At 49.6% G+C, this 15,668-nt stretch carries 13 protein-coding genes; all 13 read left to right on the top strand.

From position 1 onward, the window contains the following. Positions 1 to 14 precede the first annotated feature (14 nt). The 13 genes from MHI27_RS06860 (at position 15) to MHI27_RS06920 (ending at position 15,435) form a co-directional block, all read left to right on the top strand. Positions 15 to 1,547 (top strand): ABC transporter ATP-binding protein, encoded by a 1,533-nt coding sequence (locus tag MHI27_RS06860; protein WP_405175892.1) that lies wholly within the window; start codon positions 15 to 17, stop codon positions 1,545 to 1,547. After that, positions 1,544 to 2,686, top strand: a complete 1,143-nt coding sequence (locus MHI27_RS06865; protein ID WP_339245880.1) for an ABC transporter permease — start codon at positions 1,544 to 1,546, stop codon at positions 2,684 to 2,686. The genes MHI27_RS06860 and MHI27_RS06865 overlap by 4 nt, the downstream gene beginning before the upstream one ends. 3 nt (positions 2,687 to 2,689) lie before the next feature. Continuing rightward, positions 2,690 to 3,619 (top strand): ABC transporter permease, encoded by a 930-nt coding sequence (locus MHI27_RS06870; protein WP_076185399.1) that lies wholly within the window; start codon positions 2,690 to 2,692, stop codon positions 3,617 to 3,619. A gap of 58 nt (positions 3,620 to 3,677) precedes the next feature. Next, positions 3,678 to 4,577, top strand: a complete 900-nt coding sequence (locus tag MHI27_RS06875; protein WP_339245882.1) for an FAD binding domain-containing protein — start codon at positions 3,678 to 3,680, stop codon at positions 4,575 to 4,577. A 34-nt stretch (positions 4,578 to 4,611) separates the two neighbouring features. Further along, the gene (pucD, locus tag MHI27_RS06880) at positions 4,612 to 6,906 is read left to right on the top strand and encodes a xanthine dehydrogenase subunit D (protein WP_405175893.1); all 2,295 of its coding nucleotides are present in this window, start codon (positions 4,612 to 4,614) and stop codon (positions 6,904 to 6,906) included. Then, on the top strand, positions 6,893 to 7,429 hold the full coding sequence (locus MHI27_RS06885; RefSeq protein WP_339281800.1) for a (2Fe-2S)-binding protein: 537 nt from the start codon (positions 6,893 to 6,895) through the stop codon (positions 7,427 to 7,429). The genes pucD and MHI27_RS06885 overlap by 14 nt, the downstream gene beginning before the upstream one ends. 4 nt (positions 7,430 to 7,433) lie before the next feature. After that, entirely contained in the window at positions 7,434 to 7,946 is a 513-nt protein-coding gene (gene uraD, locus MHI27_RS06890; RefSeq protein WP_036680026.1) for a 2-oxo-4-hydroxy-4-carboxy-5-ureidoimidazoline decarboxylase, read from the top strand. Positions 7,947 to 7,985: 39 nt separating this feature from the next. Continuing rightward, positions 7,986 to 8,936: a factor-independent urate hydroxylase gene (gene pucL, locus MHI27_RS06895; RefSeq protein WP_405175894.1), complete on the top strand. Its 951-nt coding sequence runs from the start codon at positions 7,986 to 7,988 to the stop codon at positions 8,934 to 8,936. Then, positions 8,936 to 9,340, top strand: coding sequence for a hydroxyisourate hydrolase (gene uraH, locus MHI27_RS06900; protein ID WP_405175895.1), 405 nt, complete (start codon positions 8,936 to 8,938; stop codon positions 9,338 to 9,340). Before pucL ends, uraH begins: the two co-directional genes overlap by 1 nt. A 33-nt stretch (positions 9,341 to 9,373) precedes the next feature. Continuing rightward, positions 9,374 to 10,768: an allantoinase gene (locus MHI27_RS06905; protein ID WP_405175896.1), complete on the top strand. Its 1,395-nt coding sequence runs from the start codon at positions 9,374 to 9,376 to the stop codon at positions 10,766 to 10,768. Then, positions 10,765 to 12,021 (top strand): Zn-dependent hydrolase, encoded by a 1,257-nt coding sequence (locus MHI27_RS06910; protein ID WP_405175897.1) that lies wholly within the window; start codon positions 10,765 to 10,767, stop codon positions 12,019 to 12,021. The genes MHI27_RS06905 and MHI27_RS06910 overlap by 4 nt, the downstream gene beginning before the upstream one ends. A gap of 132 nt (positions 12,022 to 12,153) precedes the next feature. Beyond that, entirely contained in the window at positions 12,154 to 13,386 is a 1,233-nt protein-coding gene (locus MHI27_RS06915) for a pyridoxal-phosphate-dependent aminotransferase family protein (protein WP_405175898.1), read from the top strand. 237 nt (positions 13,387 to 13,623) lie between these two features. Continuing rightward, positions 13,624 to 15,435: an adenine deaminase gene (locus tag MHI27_RS06920; protein ID WP_405175899.1), complete on the top strand. Its 1,812-nt coding sequence runs from the start codon at positions 13,624 to 13,626 to the stop codon at positions 15,433 to 15,435. The last annotated feature ends 233 nt before the right edge of the window (positions 15,436 to 15,668 follow it).

Genomic DNA, 15,668 nt, shown 5'->3' on the forward strand with positions numbered 1-15,668 from the left:
GAGGGGTTCAGGCCATGCGGGGAACTTCAGTTGAAATGCGGGGGATTGTGAAAAAATTCGGCTCGGTAACCGCCAGTGATCAAGTCGACTTTTCGGCAAATGCGGGTGAGATTCATGCGTTGCTTGGGGAGAATGGGGCCGGGAAGAGCACGGTGATGAGCATGCTGTCAGGGGTGTATAGAGCAGACGAAGGAGAAATCTTCATTCGTGGGAAAGGTGCTCAGATCCGTTCTCCTAAAGATGCTGCGCAGCTGGGTGTAGGTATGGTGTTTCAGAACTTTAGGCTGGTGCAAAGCCTCACAGCAGCAGAAAATATCGTGCTTGGCGAAAAGTCGTCTTTCTGGCGCGGCCGTAAGTGGATGAAGAACAAACGCGAGGAGATAGAGGCATTAGCGGAACGGTTTGGACTGAATTTCCCGGTGGATCGCCCGATCTGGCAGTTGTCCGTGGGTGAGCAGCAGCGTGTTGAAATCGTTAAGACGCTGTATCGCGGGGCTGACATTATTATTCTGGATGAACCAACCTCTGTATTGACCCCGGGAGAGGTGGAACAGCTATTTGAAACGCTGCGGGTCATGAAGCAGGCAGGAAAAACGGTCATTATGACTACTCATAAAATGAAAGAGGTTATGGCGTCCTCCGATCGGATTTCCGTCATGCGCAAAGGGAAAATGATCGCCACACTGACCACGGCAGATACAGATGAACTGGAGCTGGCTCGTCTGATGGTGGGCAAGGAAGTAACCATCACCCGTCAAGAACGGGAAGCCACTGAAGGGGATTCTCTATTAGAAGTGAAAGATGTGGACGTATATGCCGATCACGGGCGAAAAGCACTGGATCACTTCTCTCTGAATGTATGTAAAGGGGAGATTGTAGGCGTAGCTGGGGTAGCTGGCAATGGACAAAAGGAACTGGCTGAAGTGTTAACAGGTCTTAGAGGCTGGAAAAGTGGTGAAATCACGTTTGATGGAAAGACGGTGAAATCGGCTTCGGTTAGAGGGGCAATTGATTCAGGAATCTCCCACGTGCCGGAGAACCGGATGAAGAGCGGTTTAGCTGGACGCCTCGGATCGGTGGATAATCTTTTGTTTAAGTCTTACCGCTCAGAGGAGCACTCCAAATTTGGTTTCTTGAAGTCCGCGAAGAACCGTTTGTGGTCACAGGAGCTGGTCCAGCGCTTTAACGTCAAGACACCTGAGCTGGAGACGCCAGTACAACAGTTGTCAGGTGGTAATCAGCAGAAGCTGCTCTTTGCACGTGAAATCAGTCATCGGCCTAAGCTAATGGTCGCCGTTCATCCGACACAAGGGCTGGATGTAGGTGCCACGGCTGGTGTTCACGACCTTCTTATGGAGCTGCGTGGTTCAGGTAGTGGCGTGTTGTTAATTTCGGAGGATTTAGATGAATTGCTTCAGTTGTCCGACCGGATTCTAGTGATCTATAACGGCTCAATTATTGGTGAGAGTACACATGAGGAAGCGAATCGAGAGAGCATCGGACTACTAATGGCTGGTATTCATAATAGAGAGGAGAGCGCCGTATGAGCCTGGAGAATGGAAGAAATACCGCAGCAGCAGTACTGGAACCCCTCCCCTCCCACTCCGGAAAACGATTCTCTCTACGTTTCGAATACGATGCCAGCCGCATCCGTTCTCCTTGGTGGACACCTATTGTATCTATAGTTTTAGCGCTATTGTTGTGTGCCCTATTTATTGCGGCGAATGGTATGAATCCGGTGCTGGTCTATGAAAAAATGTTCCGTGGCGCATTTGGCACTGCGTATGGGCTCACGGAAACGATGGTTAAAGCGATCCCGCTACTCCTATGTGGGCTTGGGATTGCTGTGGCTTACCGCATTTCGGTATGGAATATTGGAGCAGAAGGCCAGTTAACCGTTGGGGCTATGGCGGCCACAGCGGTCACGATTTATTTTCCTGACTTACCTTCATTCTGGTCCCTGAGCTTAATGCTGCTGTTCGGGATTGCCTCGGGTGCGCTTTGGGGACTATTGACTGCTATTCCGCGGACGCATTTTGGAGTGAATGAGCTAATCACTTCATTAATGCTAAATTATGTTGCCCTATTGGCGCTCGATTACGTGGTATTCGGACCTTGGAAAGATCCTAAAGGTTTTAATTTCCCGGGATCACCTATGTTTACTGCGGCTCAATCGCTGCCTGTTCTCGGAAGTACAAGATTGCATATTGGATTGTTATTTGGACTTATCGCCGTTGTGATTTATTACTTAATGATTCGTTTTACCAAGTGGGGTTACGAGCTCCGTCTGATTGGGGCCAATCCTGTTGCAGCCAGATACGCGGGGATTCCTATCAAGCGGCATATTATTATCGTCATGCTGATCAGTGGGGGGCTCGCCGGGATCGCTGGCATGGCGGAGGTCTCCGGTGTTACACACAAGCTGATGCAGGGCATTTCACCGGGTTATGGATACACCGCCATTATCGTAGCTTGGCTGGCCAAATTGAATCCACTCGGTCTAATCGTTACTTCTATTCTATTCGGTGGCTTAATTGTTGGCGGATATAGTGTTCAAACCATCGGGTTGCCCTCTTCAATTTCAGAAATGCTGCAAGGCTCCATCCTGTTTTTCTTGATTGCTGGCGATATGATCTATCGTTTCCGCATTCGCCGTAGCCGGGTTCAGCTGAAAGGGGGGAGATAGGCGATGGATTTTACAACACAGCTACTTATTGCCGCTATTTCCGCAGGGACCCCGCTGCTGCTGGCTACGCTGGGAGGCATTCTAAATGAACGAGCCGGCATTATACAGCTTGGGGCTGAAGGTCTGATGCTGATGGGGGCGGTCACCACTTGTATCGTGTATATTCGCTCCGGAAACCTGTTGCTGGCTCTGCTGGCTACCGTAGCTGTAACGGCTGTGCTTGGTTTGCTGCATTCTTTTCTTTGTGTGACCTTGCGGGCGAATCAAACGATGTCCGGTCTTGCGATGACCTTGTTCGGCAGTGGGTTGAGCGCTTATCTTGGTAAACCGATCAGCGGCATTCCTTTGCCGGGAACCTCCCCTAAGCTGCATCTGGCTTGGCTGGAAAATGTACCGTTCATCGGAAAAATATTCGGCAACATGGACTACCTAACCTGGTTCAGCCTGCTGCTAGTGCTTGCTCTGCATCTGCTAATTCACCGCACTTCATGGGGCCTGCATTTGCGGGCAGTCGGAGACAGTCCGGCTACCGCAGATGTGATGGGGATCCGTGTGCAGCTTATCCGCTACAGCTATGTGATCACCGGTGCTGCTCTCATCGGTCTGGCCGGAGCGGATATGGTATTGGCCTATGCGCCAACCTGGAATGAAGGGCTGACAGCCGGTCGAGGCTGGATTGCGGTAGGGCTAGTGATTTTTGCCAGATGGAATCCGCTGCGCGCCTTGTTCTGCGCTTACTTTTTTGGGGCATTGGATTCACTTGGCTTCCGCATTCAATTGCTGGGCAGTGCAGTTCCGCCCTATTTTCTCAAAATGATTCCGTACCTTGTGACCATTCTGGTCCTGATGTACCTGGGGTACCGCAATCGCAACAAACCATCCGGTACACCGGAGGCGCTGGGAATTCCTTATATTCGGGAACAAAGGTTTTAAGGCAGGCTATACGAGAAGGGAAGCGGCAATCTGGTACTCAAAAAGGGAGGCGGAGTGTATGGGAGTTATACGGGAAGAGGATGGAAGACTACCTGAAGTAATTCAACCCCACAGCCTGCACGAAGCTTGGGAGAGAAAAACGGCGTTTGGAGACAGTTCCCGATATGTCGCAGGAGGAACATTGCTGAGAACAGGGTGGGAAAATGGAACGGATCATATGCCCAAACAGCTGATTGATCTTCGGCAAATCACAAATCTCGGCGACATTACCTTAACGGAATTTCACTTATCTCTGGGCGCTCTTGTTCCACTCTCCCAGTGCCGCAGTAATGAGCATTTGCAGGCCGTGGCTCCTGCGCTGCAAGAGGCTGCACGTTGCATAGCGGCTCCGTCGGTGCGTAATCTTGCCACGCTCGGGGGCAATATCGCTTCTGGCTTCGGAGATATTCTACCTGCGTTACTGGTCTATGACGCGGAGTTAATCTCCTTTGACGGCAAATTTATGACGGCACTACCTTTGATAGAGTGGCTAAACAATCACTGGAGCGGGATAAAACCTGCGGCAGATCTTGTGGCTGAGATTCGCATCTCACCTACTCGCTTAGAGAGTCCGTTAACGGATAGGCTAGAAATTTTTCGTAAGGTTGGCCGCAGGGAAGCGTTCACCCCTTCACTTGTAACGGTAGCAATCTCAGCATCAATCGATGAGGAACTCCGTTTCCGTGAGGTGCGTATCGCCGCAGGTGGGGGCTCTGGGCGGCCGCAGCGACTAAGTAGAGCTGAAGTTATGCTTGAAGGTGTGAGGTATACAGAGGAGCTGTTGGCTTCTTTATATGAAGAGGTTGAGAACAGCTTTGAGACGTATAGTGATCCCTTTGCATCAGAACTTTACAAGAAAAAGACTGCTGGGAATTTGGTTGTATCTGAGCTGTGGAAGGCTATGAATATACGGAGTTAAGAGGTGAATAACCCGACGAAAGGAGAGAGGGAAAATGCTGCTGAATATGGAATCCAGCGGTAGCCGCTGGCGTACACGACCCGATGGAGAGGGCAAGGTATCCGGTAAGCTGCAGTATTTGACCGACATGAGGGCAGAAGGAATGTTGATCGGCCGCGTGCTCCGCAGTGAGCAGGCACATGCTCGTATTTTGTCCATACGCATTGAGAAGGCCGTTGAAGTCCCTGGTGTACACGCTGTAATTACTCATGAGGATGTGCCCGGACTTAACGGCTTTGGCATAGCTTTGCCGCATCAACCGGTATTTTGCAGTGACCGTGTGCGTTACACTGGCGATGCGATTACGGCAGTCGCGGCAGAGACGGACGAAATTGCGGAATACGCCTTATCTCTTATCGAAGTGGATTATGAGCTTCTACCCTTACTCGAGAACCCGGAAGAGGCGATGAAAAAGGACGCAATTCTGCTGCATGCCGAGGGAAACGTGCTTCATCATACGGAATATCGGAAAGGGGAGCCGGAAACGGTATTTACGGATTGCTGTCATGTGGTAGAGGAGACTTATTATACACCACGCCAAATGCACACTTATATGGAGACTGAAGGTGGACTGTTTATCCCAGAGGATAACGGACGGCTTACCGTATATTCAGCTACACAACATGGGTTGATGGATCGCCTGCAGCTATCCAGAATTCTGGCTATTCCTCAAGAAGATATTCGCGTCATCTCGAGTCCTATCGGCGGGTCCTTTGGAGGAAAAGACGAGCTGAATGTACAGCCATATGGAGCGCTGCTCGCCTTGCGGACACTCCGTCCGGTAAGACTGCATAATTCGAGAGCTGAATCGGTACGTGCAGGACTAAAACGCCATCCCATGAAAATCACCATGAAAACTGGCTGCGACCCCGAAGGAATCATCAGGGCACATCAGGTCAGAATTATTTCGGATACGGGAGCTTACGCAACACTGGGGGCGGAGGTGCTCAACTTTGCGACAGAACATGTGATGGGCCCCTATATCATCGATCATGTGGATGTGAAGGGTTTTGCTGTATATACCAATAACGGTGTATCTGGTGAATTTCGCGGTTTTGGCGGCAATCAGGCGATTTTCGCTTTGGAGGGACAAATCGATCGGTTGGCTGAGCGATTGCAGATCGATCCGTGGGAAATGCGCCGCCGCAATTTGCGTAAATATGGAGATCTGGGGCCGCTGGGTCAGGAAATTGCTCAGACCGATGGTGCCTTTCAGGTGTGGGAAGCGCTGGCGGGTTCGCCTCTTATGACTGAGGCCGCATCTACAGACAGTGATTCAGGTGTTGTGGAACCTTGGATCGTAACTGGAACGGGTGCTGCTATAGCTATGCATGGTGCAGGACTTGGTTATGGTATTCCCGATCCGGCGGGTGGCAGGCTCTCTTTGACGCTAGAGGGCAAGATTGAGGCGGTGTTTGGTTACGAGGAGTTTGGTCAGGGGTTAATCGCAACAATGGAACAAATGCTGATTGAACAGTTTGGCTTGGCGGCAGAGGATCTAAGCATCGTCATTGGCGATACGGATGTTGTGCCCGATAGCGGATCTAGTACGGCTTCCCGATCAACCAGCATGATGTGGATGGCCTTAAAACGGCTGCGTCCAGACTTCACCGCTCGAGTGCTGCAGGCAGCTACGATGATAAAGCCAGAGCTGGATAACTATGAAATGAAGCTCGGCCCTGGCGGCATTTGGCTAAAAGACGGCGGTCTGCTTCTGACTTACAAGGACTTGGCACAGCATATTTCAGAACCCATTGTCTGTAATACAAAGTTTACTTATCCAACCACACCCTTTAAAAGAGTGGGGGCACATTTCCTATACACCTATTCCGCAATCGCGGTCCGTGTGGAAGTTAATCTGCTTACAGGACGTGTTCGTGTACTGGACCAATATCATGCGGTAGCGGCGGGACCGGTGGCTAATCCGCAAGGTTATCTTGGACAGATCGAAGGTGGCAGCAGTATGGCGGTAGGCTTCACTTTGTCAGAGGATGCTGTGATGTCAGGCGGCAGCTATGTCACCAAAAATTTAGACACCTATTTGGTGCCGACCATTGCCGACATGAATGGCAGCATTCAGGTGCAGCCGATAGAGGATTTGCCGGATCATGACACGTACGGTCCTCGCGGCATTGGAGAGGTGGGTTCCGTCAATTTAGCTCCGGCAGTCGTGTCAGCCATATTTCAGGCTGTAGGGAAGCGGGTAACCAAGCTGCCCATTGATCCCGAATGGCTGCAGTCTACACCGTTTATTCCACAAAAGGTGGTGAACATCCATGCCGAGCCATAATTCAGATCACAATCTAGATGAAGATAACCTTGACCCCTTATCGTCTGAGGAAGCTTTTGCAGAAGAAAGGTTCACCTTTAATTGCAATCTCAATGGTAAAGCGATATCCACGGAGCTTCCACCCTCCCGCCGGCTTTTAAAGGTCATTCGTGAAGATTTGGAGCTGACCGGCACAAAACGTTCTTGTGAGATTGGCCGCTGCGGGGCATGTATGGTGCTGGTGGATGGACGTCCAGTGAATTCATGTCTGGTCATGGCCTATCAATGCTCAGGTGCGGAAATTACAACGATTGAGGGTCTTAGTGAAGTAGGCCTGCATCCCGTTCAGCGGGCTTTTTTAGAAGAGGGGGGGTTCCAATGCGGTTATTGTACACCAGGGATGGTCATCTCGGTGGTTGCTCTGCTGGAAGAGAACCCGCATCCTACTCAGGCTGAAGTGGAAGAAGCTTTATCGGGTAACATTTGTCGCTGTACGGGGTACGGTGGCATTTTACGAGCTGTTAACAAAGCTATTGGAGGTTGAGTGGATGGTCGTTTCTGAAGGCAGGTTTACGTTGGAAGAGATAAATGCCATGAGTATAACGGATTTTGTGAAGCATCTAGGCGGCATTTTTGAACATTCACCGTGGGTAGCAGAGGAAGCGTATAAGCAGATTCCGTTCCATTCTTTAGAGCATTTGCATAGCACAATGATGCAGACCGTACTGAGTGCTGACCGGAGCCGAATGGAGGGACTATTAAAAGCTCACCCAGATTTGGCGACTAGGCTTCAAGTTACGGCTTTGTCTGCCTCAGAGCAGCAGGGAGCTGGACTGGATCGGCTAACAACGGAAGAGTTCAATCTATTAAATGATCTGAATCGAAAGTATACGGACAAATTTCATTTCCCTTTTATTCTAGCGGTTCGTGGCAAAAACAAAGATGACATTATCAGCGCCATTGGAGTGCGAGTAGAGCGTTCCCCTCAGGAGGAATGGGTTCAAGCCTTTTCTGAAGTCGGTACAATTACGAGATTTCGCTTAAGTGATTTAATTATTTAATTATTCATTCACTCATCATAAACGGGGAGGGTGTCAGCCATGCTGGAACCAATTAACGGACGTACAATGTTTTATGGAAAAAGTGATGTGTTAACTTATCGTACCTATGCTAAACCGCTGGCCGTTACCCCCGTTCCCGAATCTTCCTTCACGGGCTGCGACAACATTATATTCGCACATAATATTACATTCGCGGTCACGGGCGAAGCGTTTCTTCCTTCTTTTTCAGAGGGGGATAATTCCATGGTCGTTGCTACCGATTCTATGAAAAATTTCATTCTGCGCAATACCGCGGACTACACTGGAAGCACAACGGAGGGGCTACTGCAGCTTCTAAGCAGCCGTTTTCTCGATAAATACGATCATGTCACCGCAGTTTCAGTTTCCGCAGACCGGTTACCTTTTGAACAGGTGATGGTGCCCGGGGTTGAGGGGCTTAAACAGAGTCATTTAGTGCTGCGTCACTCCAATAATGAATCTTATTCCGCTTCGCTGACAGTAAAACGTGGGGAGAATGGAACGGAGATTGTCGCTCATGAATGCCGATTGAAGGATTTACAGCTGATAAAAGTGAGTGGAAGCTCGTTTTATGGATTCGTCCGTGATGAGTACACAACATTGCCGGAGAGCTTTGACCGTCCGCTTTATATTTTTCTGAATATTAACTGGACCTACAGTGATGTTGAGCATGCTCTGGATGGAGATCTAGGCCAATATGTGGCTGCGGAGCAGGTTCGCGATATCGCCCATAGCGCTTTTCATGAGCTGAACAGTCCATCAATCCAATCGTTGATTTATCAAATTGGGCTGCGCGTATTGTCCCGTTTTCCACAGCTGGCTACCGTTTCATTTGAGTCCAATAACCGGACTTGGGAAACCATTGTTGAGCCTGAAGAAACTAAAGGTGGAGTCTTCACCGAACCTCGTCCACCCTATGGTTTTCAGGGCTTTTCTGTTAGCCGTGCAGATCTGGTCGGAGAGACAGCGTAATGAGCGGGCGTCTTACCACCCATGTGCTGGATCTGTCGCGGGGGATTCCTGCTACAGGTCTGACGCTTCAGCTCTGGAAGCTTACGGATGGGGTGAGCAAGCTCCTGTGTGAAGAGGTCACGAACAGTGACGGGAGGCTGGATGCCCCTCTGCTCGAGGGAAACGAGATGGAGGCTGGATGTTACGAGCTGCTGTTTATGGTCGGCGATTACTATCGTAGAGCTGATGCCGAAGCGTCAGCAGCTGGCATAGGAGTAACAGAAAGCTCAGTAGACACTCAACGTGAGCTGTCTTTTTTTCTAGAACAGATACCTATTCGCTTTCATATAGAGAACTCCATGCAACACTACCATGTACCTTTGCTAGTAGCTCCTGGTGGATATAGTACGTATCGGGGAAGTTAGGAGAAAGTTGACGACCGGAGGAGGTGGCAGCTCATGAAGGAATCCTATGAACTTGTGATTAAGAACGGGAATGTAGTGCTGCCCGATCAGGTACTCAAGCTGGATATTGCAGTATCAGAGGGTAAGATTGTCGCACTTGGAGAGGAACTTTCGCTTGCGCCGCTGACCAAAGTCATCGACGCAGATGGGTTCTATGTCCTCCCCGGTATGATTGATATGCATGTCCACTTTAATGAACCAACGTTTGGACATTGGGAAGGCTTTCGCAGCGGTTCTGCGGCGCTGGCAGCTGGCGGCTGCACAACCTATGCAGATATGCCGCTTAACGGCAATCCACCTACTGTGAACGAGGCTGCGCTTTGTCAAAAGGTAGATGCTGCGGCTGGAAACTCTGCCGTTGATTATGTGCTGTGGGGTGGTCTCGTTCCGGGAAATCTGGATGATTTGGAAGCATTGGCAGCTGCTGGCGTCACTGGGTTTAAAGCCTTTCTCTCCAATCCTGGAGGGGAGGGCGAAGGCAGATTCCGTGAAGTGGATGAGGATACCCTCTATCAAGGGATGCAGCGAATCGCTTCTCTGGGCGGGATTCTGGCGCTGCATGCAGAAAGTGAGGATATCACGGCGGTGTTGACCGCAGATGCAGTGCGAAATGGCAGAACCAGCGCAAGTGAGTTTGCGGCTTGCCGCCCTGCTGAAGCAGAGCTGGAGGCAGTGTCCAGGGCGCTGCTGTATAGTGAACGTACGGGCTGCCGGTTACATTTTGTTCATATCAGCACGGCCGCCGCCATTGAGAAAATCTATGAAGCTAAGCTTCGAGGTCTGGACGTTTCGGCAGAAACCTGTCCACATTATCTGGTCCTCACTGAAAATGATATGAAGGCTTTAGGCCCTGTGGCGAAGTGTGCGCCTCCGTTGCGAAGTGCGGTGGAGCAGGAGAAGTTATGGGAGATGCTGGCCCAAGGCAAAATCGATCTGATTGCTTCGGATCATTCCCCCTGTCCAACGGAATTGAAGGTGAAGCCGGACTTGTCTTTTTTTGCAGCTTGGGGTGGGATCTCGGGTGCGCAGAGCAGTCTGGAGCTTATGTTCCATGAAGGCGTGAATGTGCGGGGGTTGACTGTTACATTAATTTCCAGTCTGCTTGCAGGGCAACCCGCAAAACGTTTTGGAATAGAGCATCGCAAAGGCGCTATAGCTCTAGGTCTAGATGCCGATCTAGTTCTGCTGAATCCAAGCACAACCTATACGCTGACTGCGGAGGATTTATTGTATCGCCACAAGCACAGCCCCTACATCGGAAGAACTTTATCCTGCAAGGTAGTTGCTACGATCTGTCGCGGGAATGTGATCTATACCTCTGAAGAAGGAGTGATCAGTGAGGGAGGTGGACAGTGGCTGCGAATTAGGAAGGAGCAGTACAGCCTATGAATGATTCCAGAGTTCAAGCGTCGACTCAGAAACTGATGGAGCTGCTGGAGGAGCTGGCGGCATTCAGCACACCTGGGCCAGGAGTTACTAGACTGCTATATACGGAGGAATGGAGCCAGGCGCAGATTTTTTTGCAGGAAAAAATGGCTGGGCTCGGCTTAGAAGTTTCCATAGACAAGGTTGGCAATGTATATGGACAATTGAGTGGATGCAATCCGCAGCAAAAGGTTATTTTAACCGGATCGCATATCGATACTGTAGTCAATGGCGGAAAATATGATGGTGCCTATGGGATCGCTGCGGCTATGATTGCGCTTCAAGATTTGCAGAGGAACTTTGGCCAGCCGCAGCGGACGCTTGAGGTCGTATCTTTTTGTGAAGAAGAGGGGAGCCGATTTCCGCTTGCTTATTGGGGTTCGGGCCATGTCACGGAAAGGTATGACGGAAGCGAGGCCGAGACCTGTATGGATGCAGAGGGCGTGACGTTAAAAGCAGCAATGGCACAATCCAGCTTCTTACAGGACATAACGGAGGAGAAAGCTTCTAAGCGGACTGGAGTCAGAAATGATATTGGTGCTTTTGTAGAACTGCACATCGAGCAGGGGATTATTCTGGAGAAGACGGACACTCAGATAGGCGTAGTTCAGGGGATTGTTGGCCAGAGACGATATGTGGTCAAGGTCAGTGGTATTGCTAATCATGCGGGCACGACACCGATGTTTATGCGGCAGGATGCACTGGCTAGTGCGGTTGAAATGCTGTACGTGCTTGAAAGTTCTGCTAAAACGGCTGGTGAACCTCTTGTAGCAACCTCGGGTAAGCTTGAGGTGTATCCGAATACGCCAAATGTGATCCCGGGTGAGGTTCTTTTTACATTAGATATCCGCCATAGTGAAGAGGACGAACTAGAACGTTTCTGTGAGAAGCTTCTTGCGGAATGTAATGAAATTGCTGTTAAACGTGGGGTGATTCTTGAGGTTACATCCGTGCTCCACACAGTCCCTGCGGCTATGGATACGAAGCTATCTGCAATGCTGGAAAATATCTGCCTCCAACAAGGGAAGACGTACCGCATGATGGTAAGTGGAGCGGGACATGACGCCCAGCTGTTTGCGCCGCGTTGCCCTACTGCGATGATATTTGTGCCAAGCCGAGCTGGGATCAGCCATTCTCCGGAAGAGTATACTTTCCCCGAGCAGCTTGCGGCTGGGCTTGAGGTGCTGACTGCGATGTTATACGAGTTAGCTTATTAAAAGAGTTCGACGAACTTTAAAATATATGGAAGTATATCTTTTACTCTATACTTTATCCTTATATTTCTCGCTGAAACGGAGCCCGTCCCTTAAAGGACGGCATAGCCGTTTCTACTTGAAGGGAGGATCATCATGAAGCGTTACGAAGATTTGTCGCCATCCCTGCGCTGTATTATGACTCCGGGTCCGGTCGAGGTAGATCCGCGTGTCCTGCGGGCGATGTCTTTTCCGGTGCTGGGTCAGTTTGATCCAGAGTTCACCTCTATTATGAATGAAACGATGGAAATGCTGCGTGAGCTGTTCGCTACCCGAAATGCATGGGCTTACCCTATAGATGGGACCTCTCGCGCTGGTATTGAGGCGGTGATGGTCAGCTTAATCCTGCCGGGGGAACGTGTGCTGATTCCGATCTTTGGCCGCTTCGGACACCTGCTTCATGAGATTGCCGAACGTTGTGGCGCTGAGGTATTCGTTCTGGAAAAGCCATGGGGAAGCGTGTTTGAACCGGAGGAAGTGATAGCGGCTATGGAGACTTTTAAGCCAAATGTGGTAGCGATGGTGCATGGTGAGACCTCTACAGGACGGGTGCAGCCACTCGCGGAAATTGGCAGAGCCTGCCGCCGAATGGATGCTCTTTTCATAGTTGACGCAGTTGCAACTCTTGGGGGCATTCCTGTCGAAACGGATGCTTGGATGCTGGATGCGGTCGTAGGAGGTACACAGAAATGCCTGTCCGTCCCCTCCGGTATGGCACCAATAACATATAATGACCGCGCTGAGGCTAAGCTTATGTCCCGTAAACGAGTAGAACGTGGGATTAGAATCACCGATGTTCAGCCTGGTGAGTTGTCTTTTGTCCGCAGCAACTATTTCGATCTTGGCATGCTTCAGGATTATTGGAGCCCGCAACGTCTCAATCATCATACAGAGATGACCTCCATGCTCTATGCACTTCGGGAGGGCTTGCGACTTGCGCTTGAAGAAGGAATGGATGCCAGATTCGCCAGACATCAGCTCCATGAAAAGGCACTTATAGCTGGATTAACAGCGATGGGGCTTGAACTTTACGGGGAGCCCTCCTGCAAACTTACCGTTGTTACCTGTGTGCTGATTCCTGAGGGCATAGACGGGGAATCTGTACGCACGCTGCTGCTGGAGCGGTTCGGCATTGAAATTGCCAGCTCCTTTGGACCTCTGAAAGGAAAGATTTGGCGCATTGGCACGATGGGCTTTAGCTGCCGTACGAATAATGTGCTGCGTTTGCTTGGAGCTTTGGAAGCAGCGTTGCTGCGACACGGATTTGAAGTTTTTTACGGACTTGGTGTTCAAGCGGCACTTGACGTATATGAGGAAAACGTAAGATAATCGTTGGAATAGATGCTGGCGGGTGAGTTCATACCAGGGGCATGTCCGGAGTGTTGGACAATCTTTGGATTAAGAAAACGGCTATCATCTACAGGGATGACGGAGCCGTTTTTTCGTACAATATCAGATTTGCCAACTATGATATCAACACAGCCGATGGTTAAGCAATCCTCTATTATTATGAATCTATTCACTACATCAAGAACGCACTTGGATACTAACGGGGGAGAGATGAAAATGACAACTTTTACAAGAAAGCCTTTAGCAGATTGTGTACCTGAGCTTGTGGCTACGGCAAGAGGAGATAAACCGGCAACACTAGTAATTACAGGTGGAAAGCTGGTTAATGTATGCTCTGGTGAAATTTTAGAAGGAATGTCTGTTGGTATACAAGGTGGACGTATCGCTTATGTTGGTAAAGATGTGACACATATGATTGGTGAAGGAACGCAGGTCATTGAGGCGAACGGTAAGTATATAGCTCCGGGACTACTCGATGGCCATTGTCATATTGAGAGCACACAGCTGACCGTTACTGAATTCTCCCGTGCGGTTCTGCCGCTGGGTACAACAGGTGGTTTCTTTGATGCTCATGAGATTGCTAATGTATTTGGGCTGAAGGGGATTCAATTGATGCTCGATGAGATGCGGGGAACACCGTTAGCGGCTTACATGCAGGTGGCTTCTTGTGTGCCTGCGGCAGGTGCGGAATTCGAGACAACGGGAGCTTCTATTGGACCAGAAGAAGTGGCAGAAGCCTTTACTTGGGGACCCGATGTGATTGCGCTGGGTGAAGTGATGAATTTTCCTGGCGTTGTTTATGGCGATGAGAAAATGCTTGGGGAAATTCAAGCTACGCTGCGGGCAGGCAGATTTGTAGATGGTCATTTCACATGGCCTTCCAGCGACTGGAGACTGCCCGTGTATGCTGCGGCAGGTGTGACTGGCGATCATGAGTGTGTGACAGCAGACGATGTGATTGAGCGCGTTCGACTGGGGATGTATGCCAAAATGCGTCGGGGTTCCGCTTGGCATGATGTGGCTAAAACAATTACGGCCCATACAGAACACGGCATAGATACACGCCGAATGATGCTGGTAACGGATGATCGTAGTTCGGAATCCTTACGAGATGAAGGGCATATGAATTTCGTCCTGCGTGATGCTATTGCTCAAGGTGTTAAGCCTATAACGGCTATCCAAATGGCTACCATTAATACTGCTGAACGCTTTGGTTTAGCGCGGGATATCGGATCTATTACTCCGGGTTCTTTTGCAGATATCATCCTTTTAGACGGGAATTTGGCGGATATTAATGTAGTGCTGACAATTGCCGCAGGTGTAGTAGTTGCGGAGAACGGAGTAATGACGGCAGAGCTTGCTAAATTCGCCTATCCGGAGGAAGTGTTGGCTTCGGTTCATTTGCCACAGCGTCCTACCGCAGAAGATTTTATCATCGCTGCTCCAATTGAAGCAGGTGAACTTACTACAAGAGTAATTAAAGTAAGAGAAAATCATGTGGAGACCATTGAGCGTATGGTTTCGATACCTGTAGTTGCGGGGCAACTGGATGTAAATGCTGTAGAAGGTCTGTGCAAAATCGCTGTGCTCGAACGGCATAAAGGTACAGGCAATAAATCCGTGGCCGTTGTAGAAGGCATTGGGTTTAAAGAGCCAGCTGCCATTGCGATGACAGTTGCCCATGATAGCCACAATGTACTAGTCATCGGCAACGATGATGAGTTAATGGCTAAAGCTGCAAATGCGGTTGCTGATGCCCAGGGTGGAGTTTGCATGATCACATCCAGTGGGGAAACATTATTCCCGTTGGCTATTGCAGGTCTAATGTCCACGGAACCCTTCGAAATTGCTGCTGCAAAATCAGCTGCGATCAGCAAAGCGCTATATGATGCTGGCTGTACTTTGAACTACGCATTTATGACTTTATCGCTGCTTGCATTGGCGGTTATCCCGACGTTACGCATCACGGATAAAGGACTTGTTCGGATCTCGCCTGAAGGAATACAGTTAGTGCCATTGTTTGTTTAAGTAAAGTTAACTGATTAATAACTAGGCAAAAGACTGTTTTGAGGTCGATGATGACCATTCAGAACAGTTTTTTGTTGTGAAAATAAGAAAGACTAAGTTTTTAAATATAAATATTAAACAGATGGACAAAGATTGAAACATTTTTCTGTGGAATTAATGAAAAAATATTAACAAAGCGTAGTCAGTTGACGATAATAATGTTAAATTAGATAAAAATTAAAGTGATTGGATAG

Origin of the sequence: Paenibacillus sp. FSL H8-0261 (genome assembly GCF_045040645.1) — a bacterium.
Lineage (GTDB): Bacteria > Bacillota > Bacilli > Paenibacillales > Paenibacillaceae > Paenibacillus_AQ.